Source organism: Dyadobacter psychrophilus (assembly GCF_900167945.1).
In the GTDB taxonomy this organism is placed as follows: Bacteria; Bacteroidota; Bacteroidia; order Cytophagales; family Spirosomataceae; genus Dyadobacter; species Dyadobacter psychrophilus.
Genome location: NZ_FUZA01000003.1, coordinates 391,258 through 410,025, shown reverse-complemented (window position 1 = coordinate 410,025; position 18,768 = coordinate 391,258). Strand labels below are relative to the sequence as shown.

Here is an 18,768-nt window from a genome sequence, read left to right as displayed (position 1 = left end):
ATATGCCCTCAATAGAAGCGTGCCTTTTTGATCTGGACGGAGTAATTGTCGATACAGCCAAATACCATTATATTGCGTGGCGGCAACTTGCCAATAATCTCGGATTTGACCTCACCCACGCACAAAATGAACTCTTGAAGGGCATTAGCAGGATGGAATCGCTTGAAATTATCCTGGCGATTGGCGGCGTGAAACTTTCAGAGGAGGAGAAATTGCAGCGCGCTACGGAGAAAAACAGCCGTTACCTAGCATTGTGCATGCAAATGACGCCCGCGGACACGCTTCCGGGCATTCGGGAGTTTTTGGACGAGTTGAAAAACAGGAGCATTAGAATTGGTTTGGGTTCTGCCAGCAAGAATGCAAAAGTGATTCTGGAACGCATTGATATGCTTTCTTATTTCGAAACCATTGTAGACGGAAACCGGATTACCAAAGGAAAGCCAGATCCGGAGGTTTTTTTAATAGGAGCCGCAGATCTTGACGCATCGCCGGCAGCATGTGTTGTTTTTGAAGATGCGGTGGCTGGCATCCAATCGGCGAAAGCAGCGGGAATGCTCGCGGTTGGAGTCGGAGAAAAGGCCGTTTTGACACAAGCAGACATCGTTATTCCCGGATTTACCGATTTTCATTTTGAAGATCTGGAAGTGGCTTTTGCATAAGCTGCTCATTTTTAATTTTACAGTTACACATTACCCGGATGAAAAATTACATCACCCATGATGAATGGTGCATAGTAGAAAACGGCTTCCATGCTGAATATAATGAGATTACCGAAAGCCTAATGAGTTTGGGCAATGGCCGGATGGGTCAGCGCGGCAACTTTGAAGAACATTATTCCGGCAAATCATTGCCAGGAAATTACGTTGCGGGGGTTTATTTTCCTGACAAGACGCGCGTAGGCTGGTGGAAAAATGGTTATCCAAATTATTTCGCCAAAGTGCTGAATGCATGCAACTGGATTGGGATCGATATCAAGATCGGGGAGGAGGTGCTGGACTTAAATATGTGCGAGATCGAAACATTCAGCCGTGTTTTAAACATGAAGGAAGGCGTCCTTGAAAGGATAGCGACTGTGAAACTGGCAGAAGGGAGGCGGATCAAAATTCATTCGAAGCGCTTTTGCAGCATGGCGGACGACGAATCCGGCGCAATCAGTTACAAGCTTACCCCGTTGAATTTCAGTGATAACGTTACAATTACGCCCTATCTGGACGGTAATATCAGGAACCGGGATTCCAATTACGACGAGTCTTTCTGGAATGAAGTGCATAAGGAAACGGGCTTTTCGCAGGGTTACCTGATCCTTGAAACCAAACAAAATCCTTACGGCGTCGAATTGTTCCAGGTTGCGACGGGAATGTCGTTCGATATCAAGCTAAATGGCTTGAAAACCGAGTATCAGTCGTTGCCCGTGAAGATTGATAAATACGTAGCCGGGACTGTAAAAGTGGAAGTAAAAGAGGGTCAGGAGCTTAGCGTATATAAGTATGGGGTCAATCTTTCTTCAACTAATTATCCAAAGGAGAAATTATTGGAAGAGTGCAAAGCTTACGTAGCACGCATTGCGGAGGAAGGATTTGATCGGTTATTAGAAACGCACATTCAGGCATGGGCCGAAAAATGGGAGCGAAACGACATTACCATTGAGGGCAACATTGCGGCGCAACAAGGAATACGTTTTAACATTTTCCATTTGGGACAAACCTATACGGGCGAAGACGAGCGTTTGAACATTGGCCCGAAAGGGTTTACCGGTGAAAAATACGGCGGCAGCACATACTGGGACACGGAGGCTTACTGCATTCCTTTTTACCTGTCAACTGCTGAACAGAAAGTTGCGCGTAACCTGCTTGTTTATAGGTATAAACAATTGGATAAGGCAATTGAAAATGCTGAAAAGCTCGGTTTTACAGACGGCGCAGCGCTCTATCCAATGGTGACAATGAATGGCGAGGAGTGCCATAATGAATGGGAAATTACTTTCGAAGAGATCCATAGAAACGGCGCAATAGCTTACGCAATTTATGATTATACACGCTACACAGGTGATGATAGTTATGTAAATGACGAAGGGCTCGAAGTTTTGATCGGTATTTCCAGGTTCTGGAAACAGCGCATAAACTGGTCGAAGGAAAAAGGGCAATATGTCATGTTGGGCGTCACCGGGCCTAATGAGTATGAAAACAATGTTAACAACAACTGGTATACCAACTACATTGCCTGCTGGACTTTACGTTACACGCTGGAAATTATCGGCAAATTGTGGACCCAGGATTCCCGTAAGCTTAACGAGATCATTATCAGGACCAATTTCAGCCTGAACAGCGAAATGGAATCCTGGAAGCATATTGTTGAAAATATGCACTTTCCATACGATGAAAAAAGGAAGGTTTATTTGCAACAACAAGGTTTTCTGGACAAGGAAATCCTCACCGTTGATGACATTGCGGGCGAGCGTCCGATCAATCAAAACTGGTCTTGGGATAGGATCCTGCGATCGTGCTTCATCAAACAAGCGGATGTTTTGCAGGGCCTTTACTTCTTCGAGGATGAGTTTCAAACTGAGGAAATCAAGCGCAATTTTGAATTTTACGAGCCTATGACCGTTCATGAGTCATCCCTGTCGCCTTGCGTTCACGCTATTCTGGCTGCGAAAATTGGGTTGAAAGACAAGGCCTACGAAATGTATGTGCGTACGGCAAGGCTGGATCTGGACGATTATAATAATGATACTGAGGACGGTTTGCACATTACTTCCATGGCAGGAACGTGGATGAGCATTGTAAAAGGGTTTGCAGGTCAGCGAGTGAAAGACGGAATGCTGGTGTTGAATCCTTACGTGCCGGAGCAATGGAATTCTTATTCGTTCAGAATAGGTTTTCAGGGAGCAGGGCTGCTCGTTTCTGTTTCAAAAACGGACGTTTCCATTCAGAACACATCGGGTAAATCGCTGACCATCCTTCTCGGAAACCAACGTTTGTTCATCGACGCATTTGGTAGCGTTAGGGTGTAAAAGTAGTTCTAGATTTGATAATCTTATTTATTGAAAAAATTATATTTTAAGCAGATTCTATTAAACGGTGACCGTAAATATTGTAATTCTGGAAGTTAACTTGTAGGTTCGTTCTTTTGAGCCATCTTTTTTTAGACAATGGTACAAAAGATTCGCCTGCTTTTCATTTCCTATATGTTGCTGATGCTGATGCTCTTAACTTCCCGAGCCGCATTTGCACAGGATTTTAATGAATGCCAGCGAATAGTCAAAGATCTACTCCCTGTTTTTAACCGCTCTTTCGAAGAAAACAACCCCGCATTACTCCGCGAAGAGACTTACCAGCGCGGCATCCGCAACTTGCAGGCAGCATACGCGCAATATCACAAGCAGGCTTTTCAGCCGTCCGATTCCGTGCAGCGCATGAATAATGAGGCCGTGATCCTGGCATTGCTCGGCAATCACCAAAAAGCATTTCATATCATGGAAGAGCTGGACCTTAGCGCTCAGGACCCGCATTTGCATTACAACAGGGGGCTTTTCAGCTTGTTATCGGGAAAATATGACGCTGCGAGGAATGATTTCGCAGACGCGCCGGGCGGCACACAGGCTACATTGAATACACTTGTTTCTTACGCAAAACAGAAAAAATACGCCGACGCGCTGGGTTACGCGAATGGCAATAGTGCAAAAAATACAGGCGGCAAATGGAATTATAACCTGGGAATGGTTTATAAATTCAATAATCAATTTTCCGAAGCTGTGGACGAAATGGCTACGGCGATCCGCCAAAAAGATGAAATGGCTTACCGGTTGCAGCGGGGCGACATGCTGATGCGGACCGGCAATGAGAAGAAAGCCGTAAAGGATTTTGAAAAAGTGTCGCGTAATCATCTTAAAGCGCAGATCCGGTATGCGAATGCATTGCTATCGCTCAACCAGTTTGGCGCAGCCAAAGCGGTTTTTGAGAAATACCTTGAAACTGATGACCGCACATTCCGTGGCGATGCCTATCTCGGCATGGCGCATTCATTTTATGGCTTGAAGCAGATAAGCGAAGCGCAGCGCTACTACAAGCTGGCCTCAACATTGAAGCGCGAAACGCCCGCCCTACAATCCGGAATGGCTAACACACATCTATCAAAACATGAATATCAGACCGCCTTTACACTTTTTGACCGTGTAATTAAAAAGGATTCAACTTATCTGCCTGCCTACCTGGGCCGGGCTGTTTCGTATTACGGGCAAAAAAAGTATGACCTCGCGCTGAAAGATTTCAAGAAAGCCGAAAAGGCGTTAAATGAAGACAACAAATTTTTCGCAGACTTGTTTGTGACAAAAGCGTTTTCGGAATATTACCTTAAGCAAATCAACCCCGCGCAGGATGATTTTAAAAAGGCGATCAAGCTGGATCCTACCCGGTACGAAGCGCTGGCTGGTATGAGCAGCATAATGATTAATCAGAAACGCTATTCTGAGGCGGGTCAATTTCTCTCGAAGGCGCTGGTGTATGAGCAGGGTTATGACCTGATGTGGAGCAATTACGGAAGTTTGCTGATGCATTTTGATATGTATAAAAAAGGGTATCAGGTCTTCAAAAAAGCAGTTTCTCTGAACCCGTCCAATGTAAATGCGCAAAACGGATGGGGAATTGTATTGCTTGAAAACGACCAGCTTGATAAGTCCATGGCATTGTTTGACAGCCTGGTAAGGGAAAAACCGGAACTTCCCTTTTTGCATAATAACCACGGGATCATTCAGGCGTATATCGGGAACAGACATGAACAGCGGCATCAGGTTAATGAGGCTAATGCAAGATATGATGGCGCGTTCAATGACTTTAAAACCGCGATGGACAATGCTCCCTCAAGAAAGTTTTACAATGTGAATCAGGGTAATGTTTATCGCTATCTGGAAAAATTCGATGAGGCGAAATTGAGTTACCAGACTTATCAGGATAAAAGTGCGCTCAACAATACGGCAGTGATGTATGCTGGAAAAGAGCAGATCAAGGAAGCAAAATATTACCTAGGCGTAGCACTGCAAATTGACTCATTGCATCGTGTATTCCAGTACAATATGACGATCCTGGCCAAAGGGAAGCAGAAGGAAATGATGCGGCTAGTCGCTTCGTCAGACGAAAACAGCCCGTTCTCAGATATTGGGATCAAGTACAGCCGGGATGGTTTTGTGACGATATATCTCTACGATTACGAATACGACGAACTTACTTTCCCGGGAAGACATTATATGCCACTTCCGGTTGCCGAATATAAGGAAGACTATTTCATACCGGAATATGATTTTAAACTGGTTGCCTACGAGAAGAAAAAGGGAGATGATGAAAAGAAAAAACGCGTCCGTTACAAGAGTCAAAAGGTGAAAATGCCGGGTTCGCGAGGGAAGGCGGGGACCAAGTGTCCCATTTTATTTTGAAGGATATTTATTCAGATAACAGCAAAAAAATAGCTTCTGAGAAATAATTTCTACGTATTTCCCACCTCAATCCACAATTAAAGTAATGTTTTCTACTATTTCGCGTTAAGCGCTCCCTTCCCTGTTATTGTTATTTTTACTGAATATGCTTCGCACTTCGACAAAGCTGATTGGTTTGTCAAGAAAATAATCTGCCCCGTTCTTGAAAGCTTCTTCTTTGAGGTTTGTCATTGCACTCATCATCACAATTTTCGCTCCCTGCAATGTGTTTGCATTTTTGATTCGCTGAATTTCATTAATTCCTTTTCCATCTGGTAAGTTATTATCAATGAATATCCAGTCGGGGTTCATGTCATAAATACATTGTAAGCCCTCTGAAAGTGAAGAGGCTACCTTAACCGAAGCATCTGGTGACTTAATATTTAATTGCCTCACTAAAAAATTGCGCATTAACACCCCCAGGTCCTTTTCATCTTCAATAATTACAATCTTCATAGCGATGTGTCAGAAATAGAATTTTTGGTCATGGTATCGAAGGGTTGTTAAATATTCCTGTTAGTTTTAAGCCAGGCGCAACATCAACGTGCAGTTACAATAATCCTGCCATTCTGCGTGCCAGAAGCATCTTTATATAGATTAATTAAAAAATGCAGCGGGCTGATAAAGCCCGATGTGTAGAACGATTATCCCGTTTAAAGAAAATCAGGCACTGGTACAGGATTTGGGAATGAGGAAGTAAAATGAGTTTTCACATTAAAATGGAAAAGATTATGAATGGTAATAAAGCATTTTGGGGAATCGTAACAGCAGCAGCGGTTGGAGCAATCATTGGGTTACTTTTTGCCCCCGAAGAAGGAAACAAAACCAGAAAGAAAATCAAAAAGAAAACAAATAGTCTGGCAACGGACCTGATTGAAGCTTTGGAAAAAAGCAAAGAAAAGGCATCGAATGTGGCCGGGCAGATCAAAGAAGAAGGGGAAGAATATAAGGACGCAGCATGGGACAAAGCGGAGGAATATTCAGACGCTGCCAAAAAAGAGGTTAATAAATATCAATAACAAAGTTTCCGGCTGCATGCATGTTGCCGGAAATTTTCATCACTTCATCAGAACATGAAAGGTTCATCAACAGATCCTGAAAAACCAGAAGAATCGACGCCGATTGAGAGTACGGTTAATTATGTCAAGACAATGTTTTTGTCGGGGCCTGAAAGCAATTCAGGGAAAAGCATCGAAATGGGCGTAAGTGCCATTCTTGCGAAGACAGCATTGCGCCGCCTGCCACCGCCACTTAATTTCGTGGTGCCGCTGGTTGTGAAGAATGTAATTGTGAAACACGGCGTCCCGGAAGGCAGGGAACTATTACTAAAAGGCCTGCGCTGGGTGAAGAAGAATACAGAGGAGAAGCCTGTCCCTGCGGCCTGACCGTTATCAAGTCGATTTGCAACACTACTGAACCTGTCGGAAGCGGCAGGTTCTTTTTTTGCGCAAAAGCGGGCGGCAAGAAATTTGTTATACTTGTTGTCTCGTCTCTCAACGATTGATGGTGTTAAATCGTTGACGACCTCTGTTTTTGCTGCGCCTGATACTTGAAATTGTGACAACCATCTCTGGTTTGCCGCTCAGGTTTAAGTGTAACTCAGTGAAATTGGGGTAGTTGTAGATTGGAGCTAAACATGTAACGTGTGCTCACCTCCGGTATGAAAAAGCTGTTCCATAATACGGAGCTGTTTGGAGGATATGCATGAGGCGCCAGGATTTTTCCGTTGCTGACGCGGGATTCTGAACAATTGTACTCAGTCTGTGGAAATAAGTACGCAATGTTCATAAACGCGCCCGTTATTAAGATAGATTGAATAAAGAGTCGTAAATTTAAACTTTAAGAATTCTAATTATATACCCTTGGTTGCTATATGCAAAGACAAACGCAGACGCAAAGACAGACCCTGAAATATTCTCCGTTGCAAATTCAGATGCTGAATTTACTGCATTTGACGACAATGGAATTGGAACAAAGAATTAAGGAGGAGCTTGAAGAAAATCCTATTTTGGAGGAAGGCAAGGAGGATAATGCTTCGGAAGATACTGTTGACGAATTTCAGGACCCGGCTGATACCGGAACCGGCGACGATAATACCATGCAGGATTATTATGACTGGGACGAGTTCAGGGACGATGATGTTCCCGACTATAAAACCTACGCCAACAATCAGTCTCCGGATAATGAGCTTTATACGCGTCCTATGGTAGAGACAATGTCTTTTCGGGACGATCTTAAACAACAGGTGCATTTCCTGAGATTGGACGAAAGACAGCAACTGATAGCAGACTTTATTCTCGATTCACTGGATGAGGACGGTTTCCTGAGACGTGAAAGTGATGTGATCGCTGATGATATTTCTTTTGCTAACAGCATGTTTATCGACACAGATGAGGTTAATCTGATGTTGAAGGTGATTCAGCAACTTGATCCGGCCGGAATTGCTGCTAGTGACCTGAGAGAATGTTTGCAAATCCAGCTTAGCCGGATTGAAAATCAGGATGAGACCTGGAAATGGGCGTGCAAGATTGTTACCGATGCTTTTGATGAGCTAGGTGCAAGAAACTATGACAAGATTATGCGGATCACGGGTCTCGACGAGGAGTCGTTGAAAAAGGCCATCGCATTAATCACCACATTGAACCCCAAGCCTGCGTCCGGTCTGCGTAATGATTCCATCGTTAATGAAAGCATTAAGCCTGATTTTTCGCTTCGGTATACAGAGGACGGTGACATAGAAGTGCAACTTACCTGGGGCAATAGCCCGGCTTTGCGGTTGAACAAATTATTCACGCAAATGGCCGAGCAAAAGAACGACAAGGCTACCAACCAGTTCCTGAAAAACAAAATGAACTCGGCAAAGTGGTTCATTGATGCGATCAAGCAACGTGAAAACACGATGCTGAGCACTTTAAGGGCCATTGTCAAGTTGCAATATGATTATTTCCAAACCGGCGATATCAAGAAATTGCGCCCTATGATCCTGAAAGATGTTGCTGAGATCATCAATATGGACATTTCCACCGTGTCGCGGGTGACGACGAATAAATACGTTCAGACCCCTTTCGGAATTGTGTTACTCAAAGACCTGTTCACAGAAGGAGTTACCAACGAGGATGGGACCGAGGTTTCCAACCGGGAAATCCAGGAGGCGATCCGGGAGATTGTGGGCGACGAAGATAAAAGACACCCTTACAACGACCAGCAAATCACAGACATGCTTTCCGAAAAAGGCTATTCTGTGGCTAGAAGGACCGTTGCGAAATACCGGGAACAATTGAATATCCCTACTGCAAGATTACGAGTTACCATTTAAGCAGCTTACAAAACGAACTGGATTTAGCCCTAAAAACCTGGCATGAAAAAAATTGTTGTAGTTGATGACGAGGCAGATATTTGCTTCCTGTTGAAGAGATTTTTATCAAAGAATGATTTTATAGTAGAGACTGCGCAAAACGGTAAAGACGGCCTTGCCCTGATCGATTCCATTTCTCCTGACCTGGTCATGACCGACTTCCGGCTGGGCGATATTACAGGAACTGAATTGCTGACAGCGATTAAATCCAAACGCCCTAATGTGCCTGTACTCATCATAACCGGCTATTCTGACATTAAAGTAGCGGTTAATGTGATGAAACTCGGCGCTTACGATTATATCACGAAACCATTATTTCCAGATGAAATATTGGTAACCGTGAAAAAAGCCATTGCAGACGCAGAATCGAGAGAAAACGAAGAGTTTGAATATACAGCAGTTTCCTCCGGGACAAGCGGGGGAACTACGGAAACGACCAAACCGGCCCGCAAGATGAGCTCGCGGACAAAAGCCGGCTATGTCATGGGACAGAGCGAGGTTTCTGATAACCTTTTCCGCCAGGTGGACCTGGTTGCGCCTACCAACTTCAGTGTGATTATTTATGGAGAAAGCGGATCCGGCAAAGAAGCTATTGCCGCGGAAATCCATAACCGATCGAAAAGGCGGGATATGCCCTTCGTGGCCATGGATTGTGGTGCAATATCCAAGGAATTGGCTGGTAGTGAGCTTTTTGGTCATGAAAAAGGATCATTTACAGGGGCTTTAAATACCAAAATAGGGCATTTTGAAATGGCAAATGGAGGCACTTTGTTCCTGGATGAAGTTTCCAACTTGTCATATGAAATACAGGTCGCGCTGCTGCGTGTAGTGCAGGAGCGTAAGATGCGCCGCATTGGTGGTTCCAAGGAAATTGACCTGGATGTAAGGATTCTGGTTGCAAGTAACGAAAGGCTTCTGGACTCGGCCAGAAATGGCAAATTCAGAGAGGATCTTTACTATCGTTTCAATGAGTTCACGATTGAAGTTCCGGCTTTGAGAAACAGAAAAGACGATCTGATGCTTTTTGCAAACACGTTCCTGGACACGACTAATATCGAGCTTAACAAAAATGTCAGCGGTTTTTCCGAAGAAGTTAAGAACGATTTTCTCAACTATTCCTGGCCGGGAAATTTAAGAGAGCTTAAAAATGTCATCAAACGGGCCACATTGCTTTCTGATGGCGAGCTGATCGAAGAAAAGGCGCTGCCTTTTGAAATTGTGAATTACAGAAAGTTGAAAGACCTCGACGAAGAGCCTGCGACTTCCGTATCAGCGCCCACAGCCAGCATTGCAGAATCATCGGACGGAGACGATTCCAAACCGAGCCTGAAAACAGTGGCTAATGAAGCCGAATATGATATGATTATGCAAGTGCTGAGAGATGTTAACTTCAATAAAAGCAAAGCAGCCCGCCTATTGAATATTGACCGCAAAACACTCTACAATAAGATGAAACAGTTTGACATTTAATTGTTGAGTTACGTTTGAGCTATGACACGGAATGAATAATAAATTAATAAAGGTTCTCCTTGTCGACGACGACGAGGACGACTATTTCCTCACACGCGAGTATTTTCAGGAATTGGTCAACTGGAAGTTTGATATTACGTGGTGTTCCACATTCCGGGACGCGCAGCAGCACGTAAGAGACCATAAATATGATCTCTATCTGTTTGACTATCTGCTGGGTGAAAGCACGGGGATAGACCTTATAGAACTGGCTTGCCAGTTTGAGTGTGAAGAGCCTATCATTCTTTTGACAGGAAAGGGGGATACCAAGATCGCAGTGGAGGCATTGCGGCTTGGCGCAGCTGATTATCTGATCAAAAGTGAGCTGGACGCCGAAAAGCTCGAAAGGAGCATTCGTTATGCTTTGGAAAGAACATCTGTGCTGAAAGCATTGAAACACAGCGAACGCCGTTACAGAAGGATTTTCGAAGAATCCAATGATTTTCTCTTCATCAGCGATCTTGCAGGAAACATTATCGATCTGAACACATCAGCCAGTGTGCTGACGGGTTACGCAGAGGATGATCTCCGGTTAAAAAATATACTCGAACTGCTGGAAGATGCGCAGTTTGACTCTTTTTGGAAAAATATAAAGGATCACCCGATCCACGACCAGGAAGTAAAGTTGTTAACAAAGGACGGAGACAAGAAATATTGCCTTTTCTCGGCAACATTGGAAGTGGACGATGACCATCCGTATATACAAGGCAGGTTGCACGACATGACCGCCCGTAAGCAGTCTGAACGGGAAAGGCTGTTCTCTGAAAAAATGGCCGTCACCGGTCGTTTAGTGCGGATGCTCGCCCATGAGGTGAGAAATCCGCTCACGAATGTAAACCTTTCCGCAGAGCAACTGGAAATGGAACTGGTCGACGAAGACCAGAAATTTTATACACAGATCATTAAACGCAATTGTAACCGCATTAATGATCTGATTTCTCAGCTATTGCAACCTTCCAGCTCAGCTGATATTGAACTCGTGACGAGCTCCGTGCACACCGTGCTTACGCAGGCGATCGGAGCAGCATTGGACCGCGTGCAGTTGAAGCGGATCCAGATCGTAAACCAGTTTGCCGAGGAGGAGATGGCGTTGCCGCTTGATCCTGTTTCTTTACAAATGGCCTTTTTGAATCTCATTACCAATGCAATAGAAGCAATGGAAGAGGATAAGGGCATTTTGAGAATCAGCACTAAAAGCCAGGGGGAGAACATTCAGGTGATTTTCACAGACAATGGCTGCGGCATCAGTGAAGAGCATATGGAGAAGATCTTCGAGCCGTATTTCACTGGAAAAAACAACGGAATGGGCATTGGCCTGTCCACAACCATGAGCATCATCCACGCCCACCACGGCCGCATCGACGTGCAGTCCGAAGTGGGGGAAGGGACGACGTTTACCATTACGTTTCAGAGTGGGAAATGACACTTAGACTCCGCTCAGTGTGACAAAAAAGAACGGGTCCGCTTAGTCTGAACGCGGCCGAAGTCAAGCCGCCCTCACCGTCCGGCTTTTTCTGTTGAAAAAGCCGTAAATGATTGGGAAGATCAGCAATGTGAGGACAGTGGCTGTTATTAAGCCTCCAATCACCACAATCGCCAGCGGTTTCTGTGTTTCTGAGCCGATTCCTGTTGAAGTTGCGGCTGGCAACAGACCGATCGCAGCCATTAATGCTGTCATAATTACTGGCCTGATCCTTGATTTGACACCTTCGCGGATCGCTTCATCCAGCGACATTCTAGCGGCGAGATTTTTATTGAAGACTGAAATCAGGATTACACCGTTCTGAACGCACAATCCGAACAATGCAATAAAACCAACTCCTGCTGATATCCCGAAGTTCATGTGCGTGACATGCAACGCCAGAATCCCGCCAATTAATGCAAATGGCACATTTATCAATACCAGACCCGCATCTTTTGCATTGCTGAACATGATAAACAGGAGGATGAAGATACCGATCAGACTGATTGGCACAACTTGTCCAAGCCTCGCAGTGGCACGCACCTGGTTTTCAAATTCCCCCGACCAGTTCACAGAGTAACCTTTGGGCAATGTTTTTAGCAACGGCTTAACGCGGTTTTGGGCATCTGCAATGGTGCTTCCCAAATCACGTTCGCGCACAGAGAATTTAACCCCGATAAAACGTTTGTTATTATCCCTGTACACAAATGCCGGCCCGGTAACAGTTCGGATAGAGGATATTTCTTTCAAAGGAATTTTCCCCCCGGTTAATGTTGGCACCATCAGCTGCTGGATGTCGTCTACTGTCCGACGATATTGCTGCTCGTAACGAAGCCGGATATCGAATTTGCGTTCGCCTTCATACAATATCGAAGCCGTTTTTCCACCAATGGCCATTTCAATAACGGCCTGTGCGTCCGCTGTGCTGACTCCGTATTGGGCCATCTTATGATCGTGCAAAATCACGCTGATCTCCGGCTGGCCAATATTGCGCAAAATGCCCACATCCTTAATCCCAGGCACGTTCTTGATCGCTTCCAGCACCTGATCAGCCTTCGCATTCAGCGTTTCCAGGTCGTCACCGTAGATTTTAACCGCATTACTCGCATTCATTCCCGCCACAGCTTCGGCAACATTGTCGATAATGGGTTGAGAGTAATTGTAATTGATGCCCTGGAATTGTTTCAGCTTTTTATCCATCTCCTCAATAAGCTGATCCTGCGTTATCTTGCGTTTCCATTCCTCCTTTGGTTTGAGGTTAACCTGCATTTGGACATAATAAAAGCCCGAGGGATCGGTCCCGTCATTGGATCTGCCCGTTTGGGACAATACACCATTCACTTCCGGGAATTCATTCAATTTAGCGCGCAGGATGGTCACCATTTTGATGGTTTCGTTCAGCGAGCTGCTCATGGGCATTTTAGCTTCTACCCAAAGCGCACCTTCGTTCAATGTTGGCAGGAACTCGGTTCCCAGGAATTTGGCGGAAAACAAGCTGATCCCCAGGAATAATGTGGCAAATACGACGCTCAGTTTTTTTCGCGCATAACACCATTCAAAACCGTTCGTAATCGTTTTATCAAAGAACCGAACGACCGGATTGCTCTTTTCACGGACATTTTTATTCAATAATAAAGAGCAAAGCACGGGAACGAGCGTCAATGTATAGAGCAATGCGCCCAATAGCGCAAAACCCAGCGTATAGGCAAGCGGGGTAAACATTTTGCCCTCCACTTTCTGGAAACTGAAAATGGGGATCAATGCGGTGATAATGATGAGTTTAGAAAAGAAAATAGCCTTACCAAGCTCCCCGCCGGTTCTTTTGATAAGACCTAGCTTGGACAGCTTATTGTAACGATCCATCCCATTGCGATGCGCTAAATGATCCAGTGCCACAAAAATCCCTTCGACCATCACCACGGCCCCGTCGATTATGATCCCAAAATCAATCGCACCCATCGAAAGCAGGTTGGCAGACATTCCCTTCAATTTCAGGCACATAAAGGCAAACAAGAGGGCAAGCGGAATGATAATGGACACAATGACCGTCGTTCGCCAGTCGGCCATAAAGAGGAAAACGATCACGGTCACCAGCACAATGCCTTCAATGAGGTTATGCTTTACTGTATGCGCACAAAACTCAATCAGATTGTCGCGGTCGTAAAAAGTAACCATTTTCACGTCTGGCGGAAGGATTTTAGTATTCAATTCCTCCACCTTATCCTTTATACGCGCCAGCACTTCGCTTGGGTTTTCACCTTTTCGCTGCACCACAATCCCCTCCACAACGTCATCATTACCATCAAGGCCAACCTGTCCGACCCGCGGCATATCCGATTCTTTTACATCCGCCACATCCTTCACGAGCACCGGGTTATCCTTTACAAATTCGACGATAATGTTTTGAATGTCAGGGATTGAGTTTAGCAAGCCAATTCCGCGCACCACATATGCCTGGCCGTTTTTCTCGATCACATCTCCACCAACATTGACATTGCTTTTGGTAACCGCCTGGTAAACTTCCAGCGGGGTAATGTTGTATTTAACCAGTTTGGTTGGATTAACCTGCACCTCATATATTTTCTCTCTTCCGCCAAATGCCACTACATCTGCAACACCCGGAATGCTTCTTAGTTGTCTGTCAATGACCCAGTTATGCAATGTCAGCAGTTCCCGACTGTCGCGGTCTTTGCTTTTTAATGTAAAGCGGAAAATTTCTCCGGTCGGTCCGTATGGAGGCTGGACGTCCGGCTCCACGCCGTCTGGGAGCGAGATGTTACGTAACTGATTATTAACTTGTTGCCGTGCGAAAAAGTCTTCCACATTATCGTCGAAAATGATTTTGATAATGCTCAAACCAAACATGGTTGTGCTGCGAACATTCGACTTTTGCTGCACCGAATTCATGGCGACTTCAATGGGCACGGTTACAAAACGCTCGATTTCCTCTGCGCTCCGTCCATTCCATTGGGTTACGATAATGATCTGTGTATTAGTAACATCCGGAAACGCTTCAAGCGGTGTATCCCGATAGCTGACGATCCCTGCGATGATCAGCAGGCCGGTCATAAAGAATATGAAAAAGCGGTTTTTCAAAGAAAAGCCCACAATTCCCCTGATGAATTTGTTCATGGGTTAATCGTTAAGTGCGTCGTAAACGAGGAGTTGGTTTTTGGAAATGATTGCTTCGCCGTCTTTCAGGCCGCCGCTGATGTAGGTTCTGTTGGCGAGCGAGCGATAGATCTCGACGGGGCGGATTTCTATTTTGGAACGGCTGTGATACACCATTACCCAATTCTTGCTGCGGTCAAAAATCACGGCCTGGGACGGAATGGCCTGCATTTCACCTCCTTCTTCAAAGTTCAGGTTGACGGTCGCATGCATTTCGGGTTTCAGTTTCAAACCTACATTTTGCAGCTGAATGCGGATCTTCATCGCTTTTGTATCCGGGTCAAGCACATTGTAGATCTTGTCCACTTTGCCTTTGAAAACTTCATTTGAAAAGCTGATCGTGCGTACGTCCGCTGGCATTCCCAGCTTGATCCTCGGAATATCACTTTCATTCACATTTGCCATCACCCACACATCCGCAATCTGCCCGACCGTGAAGAGCGCTTCCGCATTGTCCGAGCGCAATTGCATGCCGCGGTTTACGCTTTTGTCAATGATAAAACCATTGATCGGCGACTTAACAGTGTAGTTAGTCGATTTGCCCAGACCATAAATCGAGAAGATTTCCTTCACCCGGCTTACATCTGCCTGTGCTTTGTCGACGACCTGGCGCGCCGTGATCACGTCCCGTTCCGGCACAAGTTTACTCTCAAAAAGATCCTCGGTAGACGACAAATTCTTTTGGGCAATGAGCAAATCGGATTGTGCCTGGATCATTTGTCTTTCAAAATCAGCCACTTCTCCTGAACGTATTGTAGCCAGTTTCTGGCCTTTGCGAACATTGTCGCCCAATTCCACGTCTACTTCCTCCACATTGCCGCCTACCAAGGGGTAGATCTTAATCACCTGATTTTCATCAGGAACGACTTTCCCAACCAATGTCAGCTCGTTACGCACGGCCTCGGTTTTAACCGTATCCAGGCTTATCCGGCTCATCATCGTGTCCGAAAGCATAAATGCCTTGGATTCTTCGGGATCTTCTTTTTTTGTATTGCATCCGGTCAGCCATAAGCCCATTGCGGCCAGCAGAACCATGCTCAGAGAATTTTTCATTGGAAAATATTTGTGGCAAAAGCCGTGATGTGATAATTCGATTAGTTAAAGAGCTCTTCGCCGACTACGAAATTGAGTTCTTCGTAAACTTTGATGCGGTCGGCTTGCAAGCGGTTATATTCCTTGATGCTTTCGTTGTAGGTTTCTATAAAATCGATGAATTCGAGGAGGGTAATGTTCCTTTTTTGGAAATTGTCGTAAATCCCCTTGCTAAGGAGCTGGAATTGGTCTGAAAACTGGCTTTCCACGCCTTGATAAGCCTTTTCAGCCACATTAACCTTTTGAAGTGCAGCGTCAACCTGGTTGTTAATGCTGTTCACTTTTGCCGTTTCCGCGGTTTTGAAATAACTAATGTTGCTCTTGGCAGCCTTAATGTTTCCCTGGTTCCTGTTAAAAAATGGCAGGTCCATGGTGGCCGAAACGCCCACATAATTGTTCACGTAATTACTGGCCTGGTCGTAAACAGCACCAAGCTGAATGTTCGGCACTGCCAATGCTTTTTGTAATGTGTAGTTCAATTCGGCCTGTTTCGTTTCGGATTGCGACACTTTCAGGTCCGAGCGGCTTTCCATTGCTCTCGCCTTCAATGCATCCGCTGTGTATTGGCTGAGCTGATAACGACGTACATCGGCCGAATCCACAATGGATTTTACAGGCCTGTCAGCATTGAGTAATGTGCGCAGATCGCGTTGATTGTCATGCAGTTCGAATAGAATGTCTGCGCGGTCATTGGTTAACTGAAAGAGGAGGGCTTTGAGACGGACAACTTCTTTGAGGGAAATGTTTTTCCGGTTGTATTCTTTATCAAACGCAGTTACAGTCGTGTTCAGCGACGCAATTTGCGTGTCGTATAGCGCAATGGTCTGTTCCAGATAATAGGATTCAAAGAATATCTGGCGGAGTTCAAATTTCAATGTCCGGATCAGGTCGAAAAATTGATATTCGCTTTTTCGCGTCGATTCTACGTCCAGGGCGACCTGTTTGTTGCGTTTTCCGGCGCGGGTAATAAGCTGTTGGATTGTAAAGGCTTTTTGGCCCTTGTTACCCACGTCCAGAAAGCCACGGGAAGGATTATAGGCGCTGATCTCAACGCCAAAAGTGGGGTTATTCCAAAGCTTGTCCTGGATTTCAATCGATTTGGCAATATCGATCTGGTATTTCTCAGCAAGAATTTCGAGGTTGTTTTGCAGGAACAGGCTATCGGCCTGCTTGATCGAAAGCCTCAATGTATCCTGTGCGTGCAGTTGGATTGCCAGGAATAAGAGGATCGTCGTGAAATAAGTTCGCATGGTTTCTGTGTTAGAATGATGCGATATTCCGACGCCGGTATTACAGGAGGCTTAAAATAAAGTTAGAAAAAAATTAGAATGCCAAAAAGGGGCCTATACGTGGTTTAAACGCACTTGGAACTCACTTCCGCGACCCAGTTCACTTGTAACTGAGATCACACCATGATGCAAATCCACGATCCGCTGGCAGATAGAAAGGCCAATTCCGAAGCCAGGGACAGGCGTTGCATTGGACGACCGGTAAAACGGATTGAATATATGAGGCATATCTTCCTGACTTATACCGATCCCACGATCTTTAAACTTGACAATGCAGGATTTGGCATCGGACGAGATAAGGATCTTGGCCTCGTGATCGGGTGAATATTTACAGGCATTATCCAGCAGATTGGAAAAAACCCTTTTCAATAATTCTTCATTTCCTTCAATAACCGTCTGGTTTTCGTCTTCCGGGATGTTCTCGTAATCAATCTCGACATGGTAATCAGGATTGATGGACAGCAACTCTTCTTTGGCCAGAAATGCAAGATCTTCAATGTGGATAGGGGCCATTTTCAGCTGTCCTGAATGTTCGTAAGAGCGTGCGAGGAAAAGTAGATTATTGGTAATGCTTATCAATCTTTCGGTGTCTGAAAAGAGATTGGCAAACACTTCGTCCAGGTCGGGGTTATTTTTGTTAAATCGCTGACCAAGCTGAATCTCAGATTTTAATGCTGCTAATGGCGTTCGGAGCTCATGTGAAGCGTGAGAAACAAAGCTTTTTTGTTGTTCGAATGCATTGTGAAGCCGCACGAGCACCGTATTAAAGTTAATGGCAAGCTGTGCTATTTCATCTTTCCTATTGCCTTCGTCGAGTTTTTGGGAAAGATTTTGTGCAGTAATAAGTGAAACTTCGTGATTAATACGGCTGATGGGCCGCAATGCGTTTCCAGCAAAATAAATTCCCAGCCCAATCGTGACTGCAATCCCGGCTAAAAGTCCCCAACCTAATGTTTCCCGCAGATTGGTGAGTTTGCTATGCCCAAAAGTGTCATAAGCCGATGCCAGCACGATCAGCGGCTCGCTTTGCTCTTCGTACAGAAGCCCGATCACCTCACTTTCGCCTTCATGGAACTCCATATATTCTTTTCGCCTGACCTCTTCGAGCAATGATTTTTGATATGTAAGAAGCTTGTCATCTACGCTGGAATAGATCAGTTCGTTATCCATGTTGAAAATCAGGACTTTTTCATCCAGCATTTCGGAGAGGGTGTTCTGGTCAATCGCTTTAAGCAGGTCCTTATCAATGCCTTTGACCTTCACGAGCAAACGGCAGGTTGTCCGCGCGCGGCCTTTCAGGCGGTCATAAAATTCTTCCTGTCTGTAATGTTCGGAGACGCTGTATATAGCGATTGAAAACAACAGCAAGACCGCCGCCACGAGAAGCGTGAATTGAAATGCAATGCGGTCTTTGATTTTCATG

13 protein-coding genes are annotated in these 18,768 nt (G+C 45.2%); 8 read left to right on the top strand and 5 right to left on the bottom strand.

Annotation, left to right across the window (positions count from 1 at the left end; all coding sequences use genetic code 11):
• Positions 1–2: 2 nt before the first annotated feature.
• From pgmB to B5X68_RS15515, 3 genes are all read left to right on the top strand, one after another.
• On the top strand, positions 3–659 hold the full coding sequence (pgmB, locus tag B5X68_RS15525) for a beta-phosphoglucomutase (RefSeq protein WP_082215652.1): 657 nt from the start codon (positions 3–5) through the stop codon (positions 657–659).
• 38 nt (positions 660–697) lie between these two features.
• Positions 698–3,013, top strand: a complete 2,316-nt coding sequence (locus tag B5X68_RS15520; RefSeq protein ID WP_082215651.1) for a glycoside hydrolase family 65 protein — start codon at positions 698–700, stop codon at positions 3,011–3,013.
• Between the two features lie 138 nt (positions 3,014–3,151).
• Positions 3,152–5,428, top strand: a complete 2,277-nt coding sequence (locus B5X68_RS15515) for a tetratricopeptide repeat protein (protein ID WP_082215650.1) — start codon at positions 3,152–3,154, stop codon at positions 5,426–5,428.
• A 105-nt stretch (positions 5,429–5,533) separates the two neighbouring features.
• Here B5X68_RS15515 and B5X68_RS15510 read toward each other — a convergent pair whose 3' ends face one another.
• Positions 5,534–5,923 (bottom strand): response regulator, encoded by a 390-nt coding sequence (locus tag B5X68_RS15510; RefSeq protein WP_082215649.1) that lies wholly within the window; start codon positions 5,921–5,923, stop codon positions 5,534–5,536.
• Between the two features lie 263 nt (positions 5,924–6,186).
• Here B5X68_RS15510 and B5X68_RS15505 point away from each other — a divergent pair, with 263 nt between their 5' ends.
• The 5 genes from B5X68_RS15505 to B5X68_RS15485 all read left to right on the top strand — a co-directional run bounded on the left by B5X68_RS15505 (position 6,187) and on the right by B5X68_RS15485 (position 11,754).
• Positions 6,187–6,486 carry a YtxH domain-containing protein gene (locus B5X68_RS15505; protein ID WP_229208437.1) on the top strand — a complete coding sequence of 100 codons (300 nt, stop codon included), beginning with the start codon at positions 6,187–6,189 and terminating at the stop codon, positions 6,484–6,486.
• 54 nt (positions 6,487–6,540) lie between these two features.
• On the top strand, positions 6,541–6,852 hold the full coding sequence (locus B5X68_RS15500; protein ID WP_082215648.1) for a hypothetical protein: 312 nt from the start codon (positions 6,541–6,543) through the stop codon (positions 6,850–6,852).
• A 488-nt stretch (positions 6,853–7,340) separates the two neighbouring features.
• On the top strand, positions 7,341–8,783 hold the full coding sequence (gene rpoN, locus B5X68_RS15495) for an RNA polymerase factor sigma-54 (protein WP_082215647.1): 1,443 nt from the start codon (positions 7,341–7,343) through the stop codon (positions 8,781–8,783).
• 42 nt (positions 8,784–8,825) lie between these two features.
• Positions 8,826–10,292 carry a sigma-54-dependent transcriptional regulator gene (locus B5X68_RS15490; protein WP_082215646.1) on the top strand — a complete coding sequence of 489 codons (1,467 nt, stop codon included), beginning with the start codon at positions 8,826–8,828 and terminating at the stop codon, positions 10,290–10,292.
• Between the two features lie 31 nt (positions 10,293–10,323).
• Positions 10,324–11,754 carry a hybrid sensor histidine kinase/response regulator gene (locus B5X68_RS15485; RefSeq protein ID WP_082215645.1) on the top strand — a complete coding sequence of 477 codons (1,431 nt, stop codon included), beginning with the start codon at positions 10,324–10,326 and terminating at the stop codon, positions 11,752–11,754.
• 63 nt (positions 11,755–11,817) lie between these two features.
• On the opposite strand, the gene B5X68_RS15480 is transcribed toward B5X68_RS15485, so the two are convergent.
• The 4 genes from B5X68_RS15480 to B5X68_RS15465 form a co-directional block, all read right to left on the bottom strand.
• A complete protein-coding gene (locus B5X68_RS15480; RefSeq protein WP_082215644.1) occupies positions 11,818–14,925 on the bottom strand; it encodes an efflux RND transporter permease subunit in 3,108 nt (1,035 codons plus the stop codon).
• A gap of 3 nt (positions 14,926–14,928) precedes the next feature.
• Positions 14,929–16,017, bottom strand: a complete 1,089-nt coding sequence (locus tag B5X68_RS15475) for an efflux RND transporter periplasmic adaptor subunit (RefSeq protein ID WP_082215643.1) — start codon at positions 16,015–16,017, stop codon at positions 14,929–14,931.
• Positions 16,018–16,058: 41 nt separating this feature from the next.
• Positions 16,059–17,306 (bottom strand): TolC family protein, encoded by a 1,248-nt coding sequence (locus tag B5X68_RS15470; protein WP_082215642.1) that lies wholly within the window; start codon positions 17,304–17,306, stop codon positions 16,059–16,061.
• Between the two features lie 93 nt (positions 17,307–17,399).
• Positions 17,400–18,767, bottom strand: a complete 1,368-nt coding sequence (locus tag B5X68_RS15465) for a HAMP domain-containing sensor histidine kinase (protein ID WP_082215641.1) — start codon at positions 18,765–18,767, stop codon at positions 17,400–17,402.
• Position 18,768: the final 1 nt, after the last annotated feature.